Origin of the sequence: Streptomyces sp. NPDC056835, from assembly GCF_042789485.1 — a bacterium.
In the GTDB taxonomy this organism is placed as follows: Bacteria; Actinomycetota; Actinomycetes; order Streptomycetales; family Streptomycetaceae; genus Streptomyces.
Map to the genome: position 1 here is coordinate 261,888 of NZ_JBHUBB010000010.1, position 12,934 is coordinate 274,821.

9 protein-coding genes and 1 pseudogene are annotated in these 12,934 nt (G+C 72.3%); 7 read left to right on the forward strand and 3 right to left on the reverse strand.

Annotated features, from left to right (window positions below):
* Positions 1-13: 13 nt before the first annotated feature.
* Entirely contained in the window at positions 14-283 is a 270-nt protein-coding gene (locus ACFRMN_RS14385; protein ID WP_383018448.1) for a hypothetical protein, read from the forward strand.
* Between the two features lie 64 nt (positions 284-347).
* On the opposite strand, the gene ACFRMN_RS14390 is transcribed toward ACFRMN_RS14385, so the two are convergent.
* A complete protein-coding gene (locus ACFRMN_RS14390) occupies positions 348-1,940 on the reverse strand; it encodes an IclR family transcriptional regulator C-terminal domain-containing protein (RefSeq protein ID WP_383018451.1) in 1,593 nt (530 codons plus the stop codon).
* A gap of 181 nt (positions 1,941-2,121) precedes the next feature.
* On the opposite strand from ACFRMN_RS14390, the gene ACFRMN_RS14395 reads away from it, so the two are divergent.
* The 3 genes and pseudogenes from ACFRMN_RS14395 to ACFRMN_RS14405 all read left to right on the forward strand — a co-directional run bounded on the left by ACFRMN_RS14395 (position 2,122) and on the right by ACFRMN_RS14405 (position 6,009).
* Positions 2,122-3,312 carry a thiolase family protein gene (locus ACFRMN_RS14395; RefSeq protein WP_383018454.1) on the forward strand — a complete coding sequence of 397 codons (1,191 nt, stop codon included), beginning with the start codon at positions 2,122-2,124 and terminating at the stop codon, positions 3,310-3,312.
* Between the two features lie 15 nt (positions 3,313-3,327).
* Positions 3,328-4,500: pseudogene (locus ACFRMN_RS14400) on the forward strand (4-hydroxybenzoate 3-monooxygenase); the annotation flags it as partial.
* 72 nt (positions 4,501-4,572) lie between these two features.
* Positions 4,573-6,009: an aldehyde dehydrogenase family protein gene (locus ACFRMN_RS14405; RefSeq protein ID WP_383018512.1), complete on the forward strand. Its 1,437-nt coding sequence runs from the start codon at positions 4,573-4,575 to the stop codon at positions 6,007-6,009.
* Positions 6,010-6,139: 130 nt separating this feature from the next.
* Here ACFRMN_RS14405 and trxA read toward each other — a convergent pair whose 3' ends face one another.
* A complete protein-coding gene (trxA, locus tag ACFRMN_RS14410; protein WP_383018457.1) occupies positions 6,140-6,529 on the reverse strand; it encodes a thioredoxin in 390 nt (129 codons plus the stop codon).
* A gap of 150 nt (positions 6,530-6,679) precedes the next feature.
* Between trxA and ACFRMN_RS14415 the strand changes: the two genes are divergently transcribed.
* Entirely contained in the window at positions 6,680-8,119 is a 1,440-nt protein-coding gene (locus ACFRMN_RS14415) for a dihydrolipoyl dehydrogenase family protein (protein ID WP_383018460.1), read from the forward strand.
* Here ACFRMN_RS14415 and ACFRMN_RS14420 read toward each other — a convergent pair.
* Positions 8,076-9,296, reverse strand: a complete 1,221-nt coding sequence (locus tag ACFRMN_RS14420; RefSeq protein WP_383018463.1) for an MFS transporter — start codon at positions 9,294-9,296, stop codon at positions 8,076-8,078. The genes ACFRMN_RS14415 and ACFRMN_RS14420 overlap by 44 nt on opposite strands.
* Before the next feature lie 60 nt (positions 9,297-9,356).
* Between ACFRMN_RS14420 and ACFRMN_RS14425 the strand changes: the two genes are divergently transcribed.
* On the forward strand, positions 9,357-10,328 hold the full coding sequence (locus ACFRMN_RS14425) for an ArsR/SmtB family transcription factor (protein WP_383018466.1): 972 nt from the start codon (positions 9,357-9,359) through the stop codon (positions 10,326-10,328).
* Positions 10,329-10,524: 196 nt separating this feature from the next.
* Positions 10,525-12,852 (forward strand): alpha-L-fucosidase, encoded by a 2,328-nt coding sequence (locus tag ACFRMN_RS14430; protein WP_383018469.1) that lies wholly within the window; start codon positions 10,525-10,527, stop codon positions 12,850-12,852.
* The last annotated feature ends 82 nt before the right edge of the window (positions 12,853-12,934 follow it).

Consider the following 12,934-nt stretch of genomic DNA (forward strand, 5'->3'; position numbering starts at 1 on the left):
TAGCGTCGGAGGTATGAAGACCGTTCCGCAGCGCTTCGAGATCCTGCTGGTGGCCGAGTTCACCGAGGGCGACGAAGGGCCGCCCACCGCGGCGAACGCCCTGCGCTCGGCACTTGTCGAGGCGACCGGCGAAACCGGGGCCTCCGGCTATCCGCGCTACGCGGGCAATGGCATGGAGGCCGATATCGACCCCGAGACCCGCACGGTCGAGGCGCTGCTGATCGACGGCTACGAAGTGGACTACGGCCTGTCGGTCCGCGTGGTCGACGCCCCGGCCGGCTGAGGCTCCCCGGCCGTCTGAGACGCGTGGGCCCGTGGGCCCGTGCGGTCCGCTCCCACGGGATACGTCAGACCGCGGCCAGCGCCCGCAGATCCCGCTCGATGAGCCCGGCCGTTTCCCGCAGTGGCGTGAGCAGCGCGGCCCGCATCGCGTCCGGCGACCCGTGCCCGGCGTGCTGGGCGACATTGAGCGCGGCGACCACCCGGCCCCCGGCGTCGCGTACCGGTACGGCCAGCGACCGCAGCCCCTCCTCCAGCTCCTGGTCGACCAGCGCGTAGCCGTTCGCCGCCACCTCGTCCAGGATCCCGGCGAGCCGGTCGGGCGAGGTCACCGTGTGCCGTGTCAGCGCGGGGAGCCCGGCGGGCAGCGGAGGGCGTCGCGCCCTCGGCCGGTCCGCCAGCAGGACCCGGCCCATGGACGTCGCGTACGCCGGGAAGCGCGTGCCCACGGTGATGGTGATGCTCATGATGCGTACGGTCGGCACCCGGGCCACGTAACGGATGTCGTCACCGTCCAGGACCGCGAGCGACGCCGACTCGTGCACCCGGCCGACCAGGTCCTCCAGATGCGGCCGTGCGACATCGGTGAGCGTCAGGCCCGAGAGCCGGGCACAGCCCAGTTCGAGCACGCGCGGCAGGGCCGTGAACCGCCCGTCCACGGCGCCGGCGTACCCCAGCTCGCTCAGGGTCAGCAGCGAGCGCCTGGCGGTTGCCCGCGCCAGCCCCGTGGCCGCCGCGGTCTCCGCCAGGGTGAGGCCATCGCCCCGGTCCGCGCCGAGCGCTGCCAGGACGGCCAGCCCGCGCGCCAGCGACCGGACGAAGTCCGGGCCCAGCTCGCGCTTCACCGCGAGCGAGGTGTCGTGCGCGGGCGTCGCCGGTGCGGGCGGGCGGGGCGCCGCGAGGGCCGACTCCCACGCGCCGAGCCGTTCGCGCAGCCGGGGCAGCATCGCGGCGGCGAGCGAGTCCAGGGTGTGCCGGTGGGTGTGGCTGGCGACGCTCACCGCGCAGACGGTGCGGCCCCCGGGATCACGGACGGGTACGGAGACGGCCAGCAGCCCCGGTTCGAGCAACTGGTCGTCGCCCGCCCAGCCCCGCGCGGCGCTCGCCGCCACACGCCGCTCGAAGGGATCCCCGGTGTCCGCACTCGCGCCCTCGCCGGTCTCCGGGTTCCGCAGCCGCCACGCCGCCCACTCCCCGGGCCCCCACTGGGCGGCGAAGAGCGCCCCGGGCGCGCACCGCTCCGCCGGTTGCCACTCCCCGAGCCGGAAGGTGAGTCCCATCGCGCGACGCCTTCGGTGCTGGAGGACGAACCGCACCCCGTCGCCGTCCGGCACGGCCACCGACACCGACTCGTCGCAGAGGTCCGCCAGCCGCTCCGTGGGCGGCCCGAGCGCCGCCGGGATACCGCTGGCCCGCAGATAGGCGGCGGGCAGCGCCATCAGTCCGGGTGCGGGCAGCACCTCGCGGCCGTCGCCCCGTACCAGCCCCAGCCGGTCGAGCGTGGAGACGACGCGGTCGACGGTGGCGCGCGCCAGGCCCGTGGCCCGTACGAGATCGCTGTGCCGCACCGGCCTGTCACCGTGCGTGGACGCCGACAGGACGCGCAGTACGGCGAGACCGCGCTCCAGCGGGCCCATGGATTCGGCCATGGGTTCGGCCATAGGGGTGCTCCAGGAACGGTGCGGACCGTTGACAGCGGTCGTCTGTGGGCAGAGACTCTGGCAGGGCCATTGTGAACCATTGTTCACCAGGCGAACACCCTGATGGACGAAGGGCGATGTGCGGAACAACCGCCCCGCGCTGTCACCGCTGTCACGCTGTGGGAAAGAAGCCGGAGATCCGATGACCATCCGCGACGTCTATGTCGTCGACGCCGTCCGTACCCCGATCGGCAGGTTCGGGGGTGCCCTCTCCTCCGTACGCCCCGACGATCTCGCCGCCCATGTGCTGAAAGCCCTGGTGGACCGCTCGCCGGAGCTCGACCCGGCCAGGATCGACGACGTCGTGTTCGGGGACGCCAACGGCGCGGGCGAGGACAACCGCGATGTGGCGCGCATGGCCGTGCTGCTCGCCGGACTGCCGGTGTCCGTCCCGGGGGTGACCGTCAACCGGCTCTGCGGCTCCGGCCTCGAAGCGGTCATCCAGGCCGCCCGCGCGGTCGCCCTCGGTGACGCGTCCGTCGCCGTGGCGGGCGGGGTCGAGTCGATGTCCCGCGCCCCCTGGGTCCTCCAGAAGCCGGAGCGGGCTTTCCCCGCCGGCCATCAGCAACTGCACTCGACCACCCTGGGCTGGCGCATGACCAACCCGGCGATGCCCGCGGAGTGGACGGTTCCGCTGGGCGAGGGCGCCGAACTGATCGCGGACAAGCACACGATCACCCGGGAACAGCAGGACGCGTTCGCCCTCGCCAGCCATCGCAAGGCCGCCGACGCCTGGGCCGCGGGCCTGTACGACGGCGAGGTCGTGCCGTACGACGGGGTGGACCTGGCCCGTGACGAATGCATCCGGGACAGCACCTCCATGGCGGCGCTCGCCAAGCTGAAGCCGTCGTTCCGTACGGACGGGACCGGGACCGTGACGGCGGGGAACGCCTCGCCCCTCAACGACGGCGCCGCCGCGCTGCTCCTCGTCGACGAGGCCGGGCTGCGCGAAACGGGCCGCGAACCGCTCGCCCGTATCCGGGCCTCGGCGGTCACCGGCGTCGAGCCGCGGCTCTTCGGCCTCGGCCCGGTCGAGGCGGTCCAGCGGGCGCTGGCCAAGGCCGGCCGTACGTTCGCCGAGCTCACCACGTTCGAACTCAACGAGGCCTTCGCCGCCCAGTCGCTGGGCTGCCTCGCCGAATGGCCCGGACTCGATCCGGCCGTCGTCAACCCGCGCGGCGGGGCGATCGCGATCGGTCATCCGCTCGGTGCCTCCGGTGCCCGGCTGGCCGGATCCGTCGCACACCAGCTCGCCGCGGCGGGCTCGGGCACGGGCCTCGCGGCGCTCTGTATCGGGGTGGGACAGGGACTCGCACTCGTACTGGAACGCTGACGGAGGGCGGGTCGTGTGCGTACCACCGTCGGGATCATCGGCGCGGGACCGGCCGGACTGCTGCTCGCGCGGCTGCTGCACCGGGCGGGGATCGACTGCGTCGTCCTGGAGAACCGCACCCGCGACTACATCGAGCGGCGCCAGCGCGCCGGCATGCTGGAACAGGGCACCGTCGAGGCGCTGCGCGACTGCGGGGCCGCTGACCGGCTGGACGCCGAGGGGCTGGAACACCACGGCATCGAGCTGCGCTTCGACCGCCGGGCGCACCGTATCGACTTCCCGTCGCTGACCGGCGGCCGTACCGTCACCATCTACGCCCAGACCGAGATCGTCAAAGATCTCGTCGCGCTCCAGCTCGCCGAGGGAGCGCCCCTGTTGTTCGAGGCGCGGGCGCTCGCGATCGAGGGGGCCGATACGGACCGGCCGGTCGTACGGTTCCGCCACGACGGCCGCGAACGGGCTCTGGAATGCGACTACATCGCCGGGTGCGACGGCTTCCACGGGATCGCCCGGGCCGCGATCCCGGCCGCGGTCCGCCGTACGTACGAGCGCGTGTACCCGTACTCCTGGCTCGGCGTCCTCGCCGATGTCCCGCCCTCCTGCGAGGAGTTGGTCTACGCGAGGGGCGCGTCCGGGTTCGCGCTGCACAGCATGCGCTCGGCGTCCGTCTCCCGGCTCTATTTACAGGTCCCCAACGGCACGGACCCCGGCGACTGGTCCGACGAGCGGATCTGGGACGAACTCGACGCCCGGTTCGCCGTCGACGGCGCCGCCCGGCAGCTGACGCGCGGCCCGCTCACCGCCAAGACCGTGACCCCCATGCGCGGTCATGTCACGGAACCGATGCGGCACGGCAGGCTGCTGCTGGCCGGAGACGCCGCCCATATCGTGCCGCCCACCGGCGCCAAGGGACTCAACCTCGCCGTCTCCGACGTACGGCTCCTCGCGCGGGCCTTCGAGGCGCTGTACCGGACCGGCTCCGCCGAACTCCTCGACGGCTACTCGGAGTCGGCGCTGCGGCGGGTATGGCAGGCGACCCGCTTCTCGTTCGAGATGACCACGATGCTGCATCTCGACCCCGAGCGGGACACGTTCGACCGGCGCGTACAGCTCGCGCGGCTGTGGCGTATCGCAGACTCCCGGGACGCCGCGGCCGAACTGGCCGCGAATTACACGGGACTTCCCCTGGACCAGCCTGACCGACCAGCCCGACCAGCCCGACCAGCCCGACCAGCCCGACCGACCGAGTGGAGAGCCTTCATGTCCTTGCTCGACCCCAAGACGTGGCAGCCCGTCGGACTCTCGGGCGGTGACTCCGCCGTGGTCGAACCCGCGACCGGCGACACGCTGGCCATGGTCGCACTCGCCTCGCCGGAGGATGTCACGGCCGCCTCGGAGGCCGCGCGGGACGCGTGGAAGGCGTGGTCGGACACGCCGCATCACGTCCGGGCCGGTGTGCTGCGCCGGGCCGGTGACCTGTTCGCGGCGCACGCCGACGAACTGCGCGACTGGCTGGTGCGCGAGTCGGGCTCCGTCCCGGGCAAGGCGGACTTCGAACTGCATGTCGCCGCCCAGGAGTGTTACGAGGCGGCGGCCCTCGCCTCCCGGCCCACCGGGCAGGTACTGCCCAGCGAGGAGCCCCGGCTCTCCTACACCCGGCGGGTCCCCGCGGGGGTGGTGGGGGTCATCGCGCCGTTCAACGCCCCGCTGATCCTCTCCATACGGTCCGTCGCGCCGGCCCTGGCGCTGGGCAACGCGGTGCTGCTCAAACCCGATCCGCGTACCGCCGTCTGCGGTGGTCTCTCGCTCGCCGCGGTCTTCGCCGAGGCGGGCCTGCCTGAGCGGCTTCTGCACATCCTGCCCGGAGGCGCGGAGACCGGACGGGCGCTGGTCACCGACGACCGCGTACGGGTGATCTCCTTCACCGGTTCCACGGCGGCCGGGCGCGCGGTCGGGGAGGCCGCGGGCCGTCATCTCAAGCGCGCCCATCTGGAGCTGGGCGGCAACTCCGCGCTCGTCGTGCTGGCCGACGCGGATGTCGAGGCCGCGGTGGCGCAGGCCGTATGGGGATCGTTCTTCCACCAGGGCCAGATCTGTATGACCACCGGGCGGCATCTCGTCCACGCCTCGCTGTACGAGGAGTACGTCGAACGCCTTGCCGCCAAGGCCCAGTCGCTGACCGTCGGCGACCCGTACCGCGAGCGGGTCCAGCTCGGTCCGGTCATCGACGCGGGCCAACTGGCCAAGATCGACGCGCTGGTGGAGGCGAGCGCGGCGGCCGGCGCCAGGGTCGCCGCGGGCGGCACCCACCAGGGTCTCTTCTACCGCCCGACCGTGCTCGCGGGGGCCGGCGACCACACGCCCGCCTACACGGAGGAGGTCTTCGGGCCGGTGGCGCCCGTACGGTCCTTCGCGACCCTCGACGAGGCGGCCGCGCTGGCGGCGGCCGGCCCGTACGGACTCTCCCTGGGCATCGTCACCCGCGACACGGCCCTCGGTCTGGAGCTGGCGGACCGTATCCCCACCGGTATCGCCCATATCAACGACCAGACGGTCAACGACGAGGCGGTCGCTCCCTTCGGCGGTACCGCCGCGTCGGGCACGGGCGCGCGGTTCGGCGGCGAGGCCAATCTGGAGGCCTTCACCGAACTGCGCTGGACGACCGTACGGCGTGAACCGGCGGGGCACCCGTTCTAACCCGGCGGGGCACCCGTTCTAGGTTGTGTCCCGCGGCCGGAGCGCCCCCGCGGGACACTTCCCGGGGGCGCTCCAGGTCTGTTCGTCCGCCGTCGGTCGCTGTGAGCCGTCGATCACCGGGTGCCTCCGGTCACCGCGCGGCTTCGCCGTCCTTGGCCTCCGCCTCGGCCTCGGCCACCGACTTGCGTACCTCATCCATGTCCAGCGCGCGTGCCTGTCCGATCACGTCCTCCAGAGCCGTCTCGGGCAGCGCGCCGGGCTGGGCGAACACCGCGACATTGTCCCGGACGATCATCAGCGTCGGAATCGAGCGGATCTCGAACGCGGCGGCCAGCTCCTGCTGAGCCTCCGTGTCGACCTTGGCGAAGACGAGGTCTTCGTGGCGCTCCGAGGCCTTCTCGTAGACCGGGGCGAACTGGCGGCACGGACCGCACCAGGAAGCCCAGAAGTCGATCAGGATGAAGTCGTTCTCCGACACCGTCCGGTCGAAGTTCTCCTTGGTGAGTTCCACAGTGGCCATTGCCTGATACCTCTTCCTGACTCTCCGGGTTACGGCGCCTGCGACAACGGTGTGGGCCATCGCCGTATTCCTGGCCCTCATCGCCGCGTTCCTGGCCCCTGCCCGAAGATCGTGTGGCTATGCGCCCCGCCGCCCACCAGACTGACCCCTATGACGGATGCCATGGAAACCTTGGAGTACGACGTTGTGGTGCTGGGCGCGGGTCCGGTCGGTGAGAACGTCGCCGACCGGACCAGGGCGGCCGGGCTGAGCACGGCGGTCGTCGAGAGTGAACTGGTCGGCGGCGAGTGCTCGTACTGGGCCTGTATGCCCAGCAAGGCCCTGCTCCGCCCGGCGATCACACGCGCCGACGCACGCAGGGTCCCGGGCGTGAGCCAGGCCGTGCGGGGGCCGCTGGACGCCGAGGCCGTGCTCGCCCACCGCGACGAGTTCACCTCGCACTGGAAGGACGACGGCCAGGTCGCGTGGCTCGACGGGACCGGTGCCGATCTCTACCGCGGACACGGCCGGCTGGACGGCGAGAAGAAGGTCGCCGTCACGGGCCCCGAGGGCGACACCCACGTTCTGATCGCCCGCCACGCCGTCGCCGTGTGCACGGGCAGCCGGGCCGTACTGCCCGATCTCCCGGGACTCGCCGGCACCAAGCCCTGGACCAGCCGCGAGGCGACCAGCTCCGCACGCGTCCCGGGACGGCTCGTGGTCGTCGGCGGGGGAGTGGTGGGCGTGGAGATGGCCACCGCGTGGCGGGCGCTCGGCTCCGACGTCACACTGCTGGTCCGCGGCGACCGCCTGCTGCCCAGGATGGAGTCCTTCGCCGGTGAGCTGGTCGCCGAGTCGCTGACGGAGGCGGGCGCGACGGTCCGTACGGGCGCCTCCGTCAGCGCGGTCGAGCGCGACGGCGGGACGGGACCGGTGACGGTGACGCTGGCCGGCGGCGAGCGGATCGAGTGCGACGAGGTGCTGTTCGCCACCGGCCGCGCCCCGCGCACGGACGACGTCGGTCTCGCGTCGGTCGGCCTGGAACCGGGCTCCTGGCTGACCGTCGACGACAGCTGCCGGGTCGAAGGCAGCGACTGGCTCTACGGGGTCGGGGACGTCAACCACCGTGCCCTCCTCACCCATCAGGGCAAGTACCAGGCCCGTATCGCGGGAGCCGCCATCGTGGCGAGGGCTCAGGGCGTACCGATCCTGGACGCCGGCCCCTGGGGCACTCACGCCGCCACCGCCGACCATGTCGCCGTCACCCAGGTCGTCTTCACCGAGCCTGAGGTCGCCTCGGTGGGCCTCACCCTCGCCGAGGCCGAGGCGGCGGGCCACCGCGTCCGCGCGGTCGACTACGACCTGGCCGGTGTCGCGGGCGCGTCCCTCTACGCCGACGGCTACCGGGGCCGGGCCCGCATGATCGTAGACCTGGACCGCGAGATCCTCCGGGGCGTGACCTTCACCGGTCCGGCCGTCGGTGAGATGCTGCACTCCGCCACGATCGCGGTCGTCGGCGAGGTTCCGATCGACCGCCTGTGGCACGCGGTTCCGGCCTACCCGACGATCAGCGAGGTGTGGCTGCGACTGCTGGAGACGTACCGGGGGTAGGGCGTGTCTTCAAAGTCCCGCCTGCCCGGGAAGGGGTACTGGTCAGGGCCAGGGTGACCGCGAGGGAGGCCGTCGCCGTCAGCGCCATCGCCGTCGCGGGCGAGGTGTGCTGGGCGACGGCTCCCGCGAGAGCCGCGCCCATGCCCTGCGTGGTGAGCATGCCGGAGGCGTGCAGCCCGAGCGCGTGGCCGCTCAACTCCTCGGGTGTCAGGGCCATCAGCCGCTCCTGGAGCAGCAGATTCGACGCGTAACCGACCGAGGCGAGGACGACGGCGGCCACCGCGAGCGGCAGTGCCGGGCGCAGGGCGAAGAGCAGGTAGGGAGCGGCGAGCAGCAGGCACAGCGGTGTGCCGAGCCGTGCACGCCACCGCGGGGGGACGAACCTGCCGATCGCGATGTCCCCGGCCAGCATGCCGAGCGCCGCGACGGCGAAGAGGAGCCCCGCGTGGTGAGGCGTGTAGGGGATGAACAGGGACTCGCAGCCGACGATCAGCCCGTTCGGCACCCAGAGCGCCAGATACACGCGGCGGCGGGGCCCGGACGACAGCAGCCACGCGTTGTTCCGCCAGGTCTCGCCCGCCGACGGCCGCCCGGCGGCGCGCGGTGGGCGCCGGGCCAGACCGTACCGGGCGACGGCGGCCGAGCCGAGATACAGGACGGCGCCGACGAGAAGGGTGCCGCGCGGCGACAGCGCGGTCACCAGCACACCACCGGCGGCGAATCCGCAGATCTGCGTGGCGCCGGCGGACATATTGAGCAGGGAGCGGCCGAGCAGATAGCCGTCCCTCGCGAGGATTTCGTTCAGCAGCCCGTAGCGCACCCCGCCGACCGGCGAGGCGATCGTCCCGAGGCCCAGAAGGACCGCGAAGGCGGCCCACACGGGCAGGCCGGGCACGGCCTGGAGAGCGGTGCCGAGAGCGAAGAGCAGCGCCATGCCCGTCAGCGCCGCGCGCGGCGGCAGCCGGTCGGCCGCCGACAGCAGGGTGGTCGCACCGACCGCCTGGGCGAGGGCCGGGGCGAACATGGCGAGGCCGGAGAGCAGGGGCGAGCCGGTCTCCGTGTAGATCAGTGTGCCCAGGGCCGGCCCGCTCACCGCCTGGGCCGCCGTCTGCCCGGCGGAGGTGAGAAAGAGCGGGGTGAACTCCGGTGTCCGGAAGAGATCTTGGTAGGTGCGCATGGCCGGAGTCTCGGCCGCCCCTCCGTGAGAGCGTTACTGTTTCGCGGGGAGGCGAAACAAATGGGGTGCTGGCTGGTCAGCGCGGATACGCTCGCGGAGAGCCGCTTCGTCGTGTCCCCGCTCGCCGAGACCACCGCGAGCCTGAAGACCCTGGAGCGCGGCACCGCCGCGCACCCGGGCGAGCGCGCCTGGCTCGACGCCTATCTGCCCGTCTACCGGGAGCGGTTGGCCGACGACCCGGTCACTGCGCCGCTCGTACGGGCCGGGCTGGGGCGCGGCTGGAACGCGACCTTCCTCACCCCCACGCCGACGGGCGAGGGAGAGCAGGTGTTCGCGGACGAGCTGGCGCGGATCCGTGAGACTCCCGCCGAGACGGCCCGCGCCGATCTGGCCGAATCGCTGGCAGGACCGCTCCCCGCCCGGCTGCGCCGGTCCGATCTGCCGGCGCGCGCCGCCGATCTGCTGGAGTGGGTGTGGACGGAGACGGTCCTGCCTCACTGGCCCCGGCGGCGGGGCATCATCGAGGCCGATGTCGTCGCGCGGACAGGGCAGTTGAGCCAGGGCGGCTGGGCCGTCGCTCTGGACGGCCTGCGCCCGGGGATGCGCTGGCTGGGCGCGGGCCGGCTGCGGATCAACGCGTACGACTATCCGCAACTGGAGCTGTCCGGTGCGCGGTTGATGTTCGTCCCGGTCACCCACGGCCGTGGCTGGGTCTCCTGGGACACGGCGCACCGGTACGCCGTGGTGTACCCGTGCTCGGGCGTGCTGGCCGAGCCGGACCGGGCGCCGGTGCCCGAGACCCTGGGCGCGTTGCTCGGGACGGCACGGGCGGGCGTCCTCGTCCTCCTGGACACCCCGAAGAGCACCACGCAGCTGGTGGCGCTGACCGGGCAGGGACTGGGGTCGGTGGGCCGCCATCTCAAGGTCCTGCTCGACGCGGGCCTGGTCAGGCGCCGGCGTACCGGGCGGTCCGTCCTCTATTACCGCACGGACGCCGGTCAGGTGCTGATGGCTGCCCAGCACCGCGAGTGAGGCCCCTGGCTCCGTGGGACGCCTACTGGGGACCGTTCCAGCGCTGTTCCTCGCCGTTCCATCATGGCCCCCTGATTCATCCGATGGATATGGGCGCGGCGTCAGAATCCGGTCCTGAAAGGAGCATTGACAGGTTCCTGCCATGCTCCAATCATCGGATCTCATGACGGAACTTCCCAGACGCCATGCACTCGGAATGACGGCAGGGGCGGCAATCGGCGCCGCCCTGGTCCACCCGGCCACGGCCGACGCGAGTCCGCGCACCACGCTGCCGGGGGCGGATACGGAGGGGGGAGGCGGTGACTGGGGCACGGTCCCGGCCGCGCTCCCCGTCCCCCTGGAGCGGTGGTTCGACAACGACGGCATCGACACCGCGGACGCCCGCGGTGGGAACTTCGACGGCTCCGGCTACACCTTCCCCGGCGAGGAACTTCCCGCCGGGGAGGTGGAGATCGACGGACTGGCCTATCTCTTCCCGGCCGCCACGGCGGGGGCGAAGAACAACATCGTCGCTCTCGGGCAGCGCCTCGAACTGCCACCGGGCCGCTATCTGTCGGGCCACTTCCTGACGGCGAGCAGCTACGGCGAGACCTCGGGAGAGGCCACCGTCCACTACGCGGACGGCACCACCTCGACCACCGCCCTCGGCGGCCCCGACTGGTACGCGGGCAAGGGCGCCCTCGTCGCCCCGTACCGCTACGATCCCACCGGCGCCAAGGACCCCCACCAGGTCGTGATCGCCACCTCCGTGGCCGCCATCGACCCGGGCAGGGAGGCGGTGGCCCTCACCCTGCCGGTCACCCGCCCCGCCGAGGCGAACTCCTCCTCGCTGCACATCTTCGCGCTCTCCCTCCAACCGGCCGTCGAAGGAAGGGCGTTGGCGATACGCGGCGCGCGCTCGACGACCTCCTCGCTGGACCACGGCGCGCAGAGCGTCGAGGCCACGGTCGTCAACGCGGGGACGGTGGGCATCCTCGCCGCCGACGGGCTCAGCCTCTCCGTGGCCGTCCCGGGCGCCCGTACGGTCGCGCCGGCCCGCGTCACCCGGCTCGCTCCCGGCGACGAGACCCGGGTACGGATCGGCATCCGCCCCGGCCCCGGTACCGTGCCGGGGACCAGCGGGGACGGCCGGATCGTCGCCCGGGGCCGGGGGCAGCAGGCCGCCGAGGCGCGCCGTTCCCTCACCCTGGGAGTGCCCGACTTCCTGCCCACCGACGACTCCCTGAACACCCATCAGGCGCCGTACTGGTTCCAGGACGCGAAGTTCGGCATCTTCATCCACTGGGGGGTCTACTCCGTGCCCGCGTGGGCGCCGGTCGGCGTGCAGTACGCCGAGTGGTACTGGTCCCAGATGCAGGACCCGAACAATCCGACGTACGCGTACCACCGCCAGACCTACGGCGAGTCGTTCGCCTACGACGACTTCATCCCGCGCTTCCGCGCCGAGAGGTTCGATCCGCGCTCCTGGGTCGAGTTGTTCCGGGACGCGGGCGCCCAGTACCACGTCCTGACCTCCAAGCACCACGAGGGATTCGCCCTCTGGGACACCAAGGTCTCCGACCGCAACTCCGTGAAGATGGGCCCGCGGCGCGATCTGATCAGGGAGCTCTTCGACGCCTCCCGCCGCTACACACCGGAGCTGCACCGAGGTCTGTACTTCTCGATGCCGGAGTGGTTCAACCCCGACCACCCGTGGCAGGGGCACGCGCCGCGCAATCCGTACACCCTGGAACCCGTCCCGTACACGGGCCACTTCGCGGGCCAGGACTACATCAAGGACCTCCAGGCCGCGCAGATGCTGGAACTGATCGAGGGGTACGACCCCGAGATCCTCTGGTGCGACATCGGCGGCGACAACGACAGCCATCGCGTCCTGGCGGAGTACTTCAACCACGCCAAGAACCGGGCACGTCCCATCGAGGTGACCGTCAACAACCGCTCGGGCATCGGCCCGCACGACTTCACCACGCCCGAGTACACCACGTACGACTCGGTCGTCACCGCGAAGTGGGAGGCCAGCCGGGGGCTGGACCCGCGCTCCTACGGCTACAACCAGGCCACCCCCGACGACAAGTACATGACGACCGAGGAAGTCATCCACTCCCTCGTCGACATCGTCTCCAAGAACGGCAACTTCCTGCTCGACATCGGCCCGCGGGCCGACGGCACCATCCCGGAGATCATGGAACGCAGGCTCCGTGAGACCGGGGAGTGGCTGAAGGTCAACGGCGAGGCGATCTACGGCAGTACGTACTGGGCGAGGATGCCACAGCTCGGCGAGGACCTGCGCTTCACGGTCAGGCCGGAGAAGGCGTTCTACATCCACTCGCTCACCCGGCCGGGCAGCACCCTGACGGTCGAGGCTCCGGTGCCCGTCAGGCCCGGGGACCGGGTGACACTGCTCGGCCACGAGCGGCCGCTGAGCTGGCGTACGACCGGCGGCAAGCTGGTCATCGACGTACCGTCGGCGGCGCGCGGGTCCGGGCGGCACGTGTGGGTGTTCAAGATCGACTGGCGGTCCTGAGGCCGCGAGGGGGCCGGGGGCGAGAGGGAGCCGGGAGCGCGAGGGGCCGGGAGCGGGAGGGGGCGGGAGGGGGCCGGGGGCT

Bases quoted from the DNA above. Each gene is read 5' to 3' on its own strand.
- ACFRMN_RS14415 (WP_383018460.1), top strand. From the start codon at position 6,680: ATGACGGATGCCATGGAAACCTTGGAGTACGACGTTGTGGTGCTGGGC.
- ACFRMN_RS14385 (WP_383018448.1), top strand. From the start codon at position 14: ATGAAGACCGTTCCGCAGCGCTTCGAGATCCTGCTGGTGGCCGAGTTC.
- trxA (WP_383018457.1), bottom strand. From the start codon at position 6,529: ATGGCCACTGTGGAACTCACCAAGGAGAACTTCGACCGGACGGTGTCG.
- ACFRMN_RS14390 (WP_383018451.1), bottom strand. From the start codon at position 1,940: ATGGCCGAACCCATGGCCGAATCCATGGGCCCGCTGGAGCGCGGTCTC.
- ACFRMN_RS14405 (WP_383018512.1), top strand. From the start codon at position 4,573: ATGTCCTTGCTCGACCCCAAGACGTGGCAGCCCGTCGGACTCTCGGGC.
- ACFRMN_RS14425 (WP_383018466.1), top strand. From the start codon at position 9,357: ATGGGGTGCTGGCTGGTCAGCGCGGATACGCTCGCGGAGAGCCGCTTC.
- ACFRMN_RS14395 (WP_383018454.1), top strand. From the start codon at position 2,122: ATGACCATCCGCGACGTCTATGTCGTCGACGCCGTCCGTACCCCGATC.
- ACFRMN_RS14430 (WP_383018469.1), top strand. From the start codon at position 10,525: ATGACGGCAGGGGCGGCAATCGGCGCCGCCCTGGTCCACCCGGCCACG.
- ACFRMN_RS14420 (WP_383018463.1), bottom strand. From the start codon at position 9,296: ATGCGCACCTACCAAGATCTCTTCCGGACACCGGAGTTCACCCCGCTC.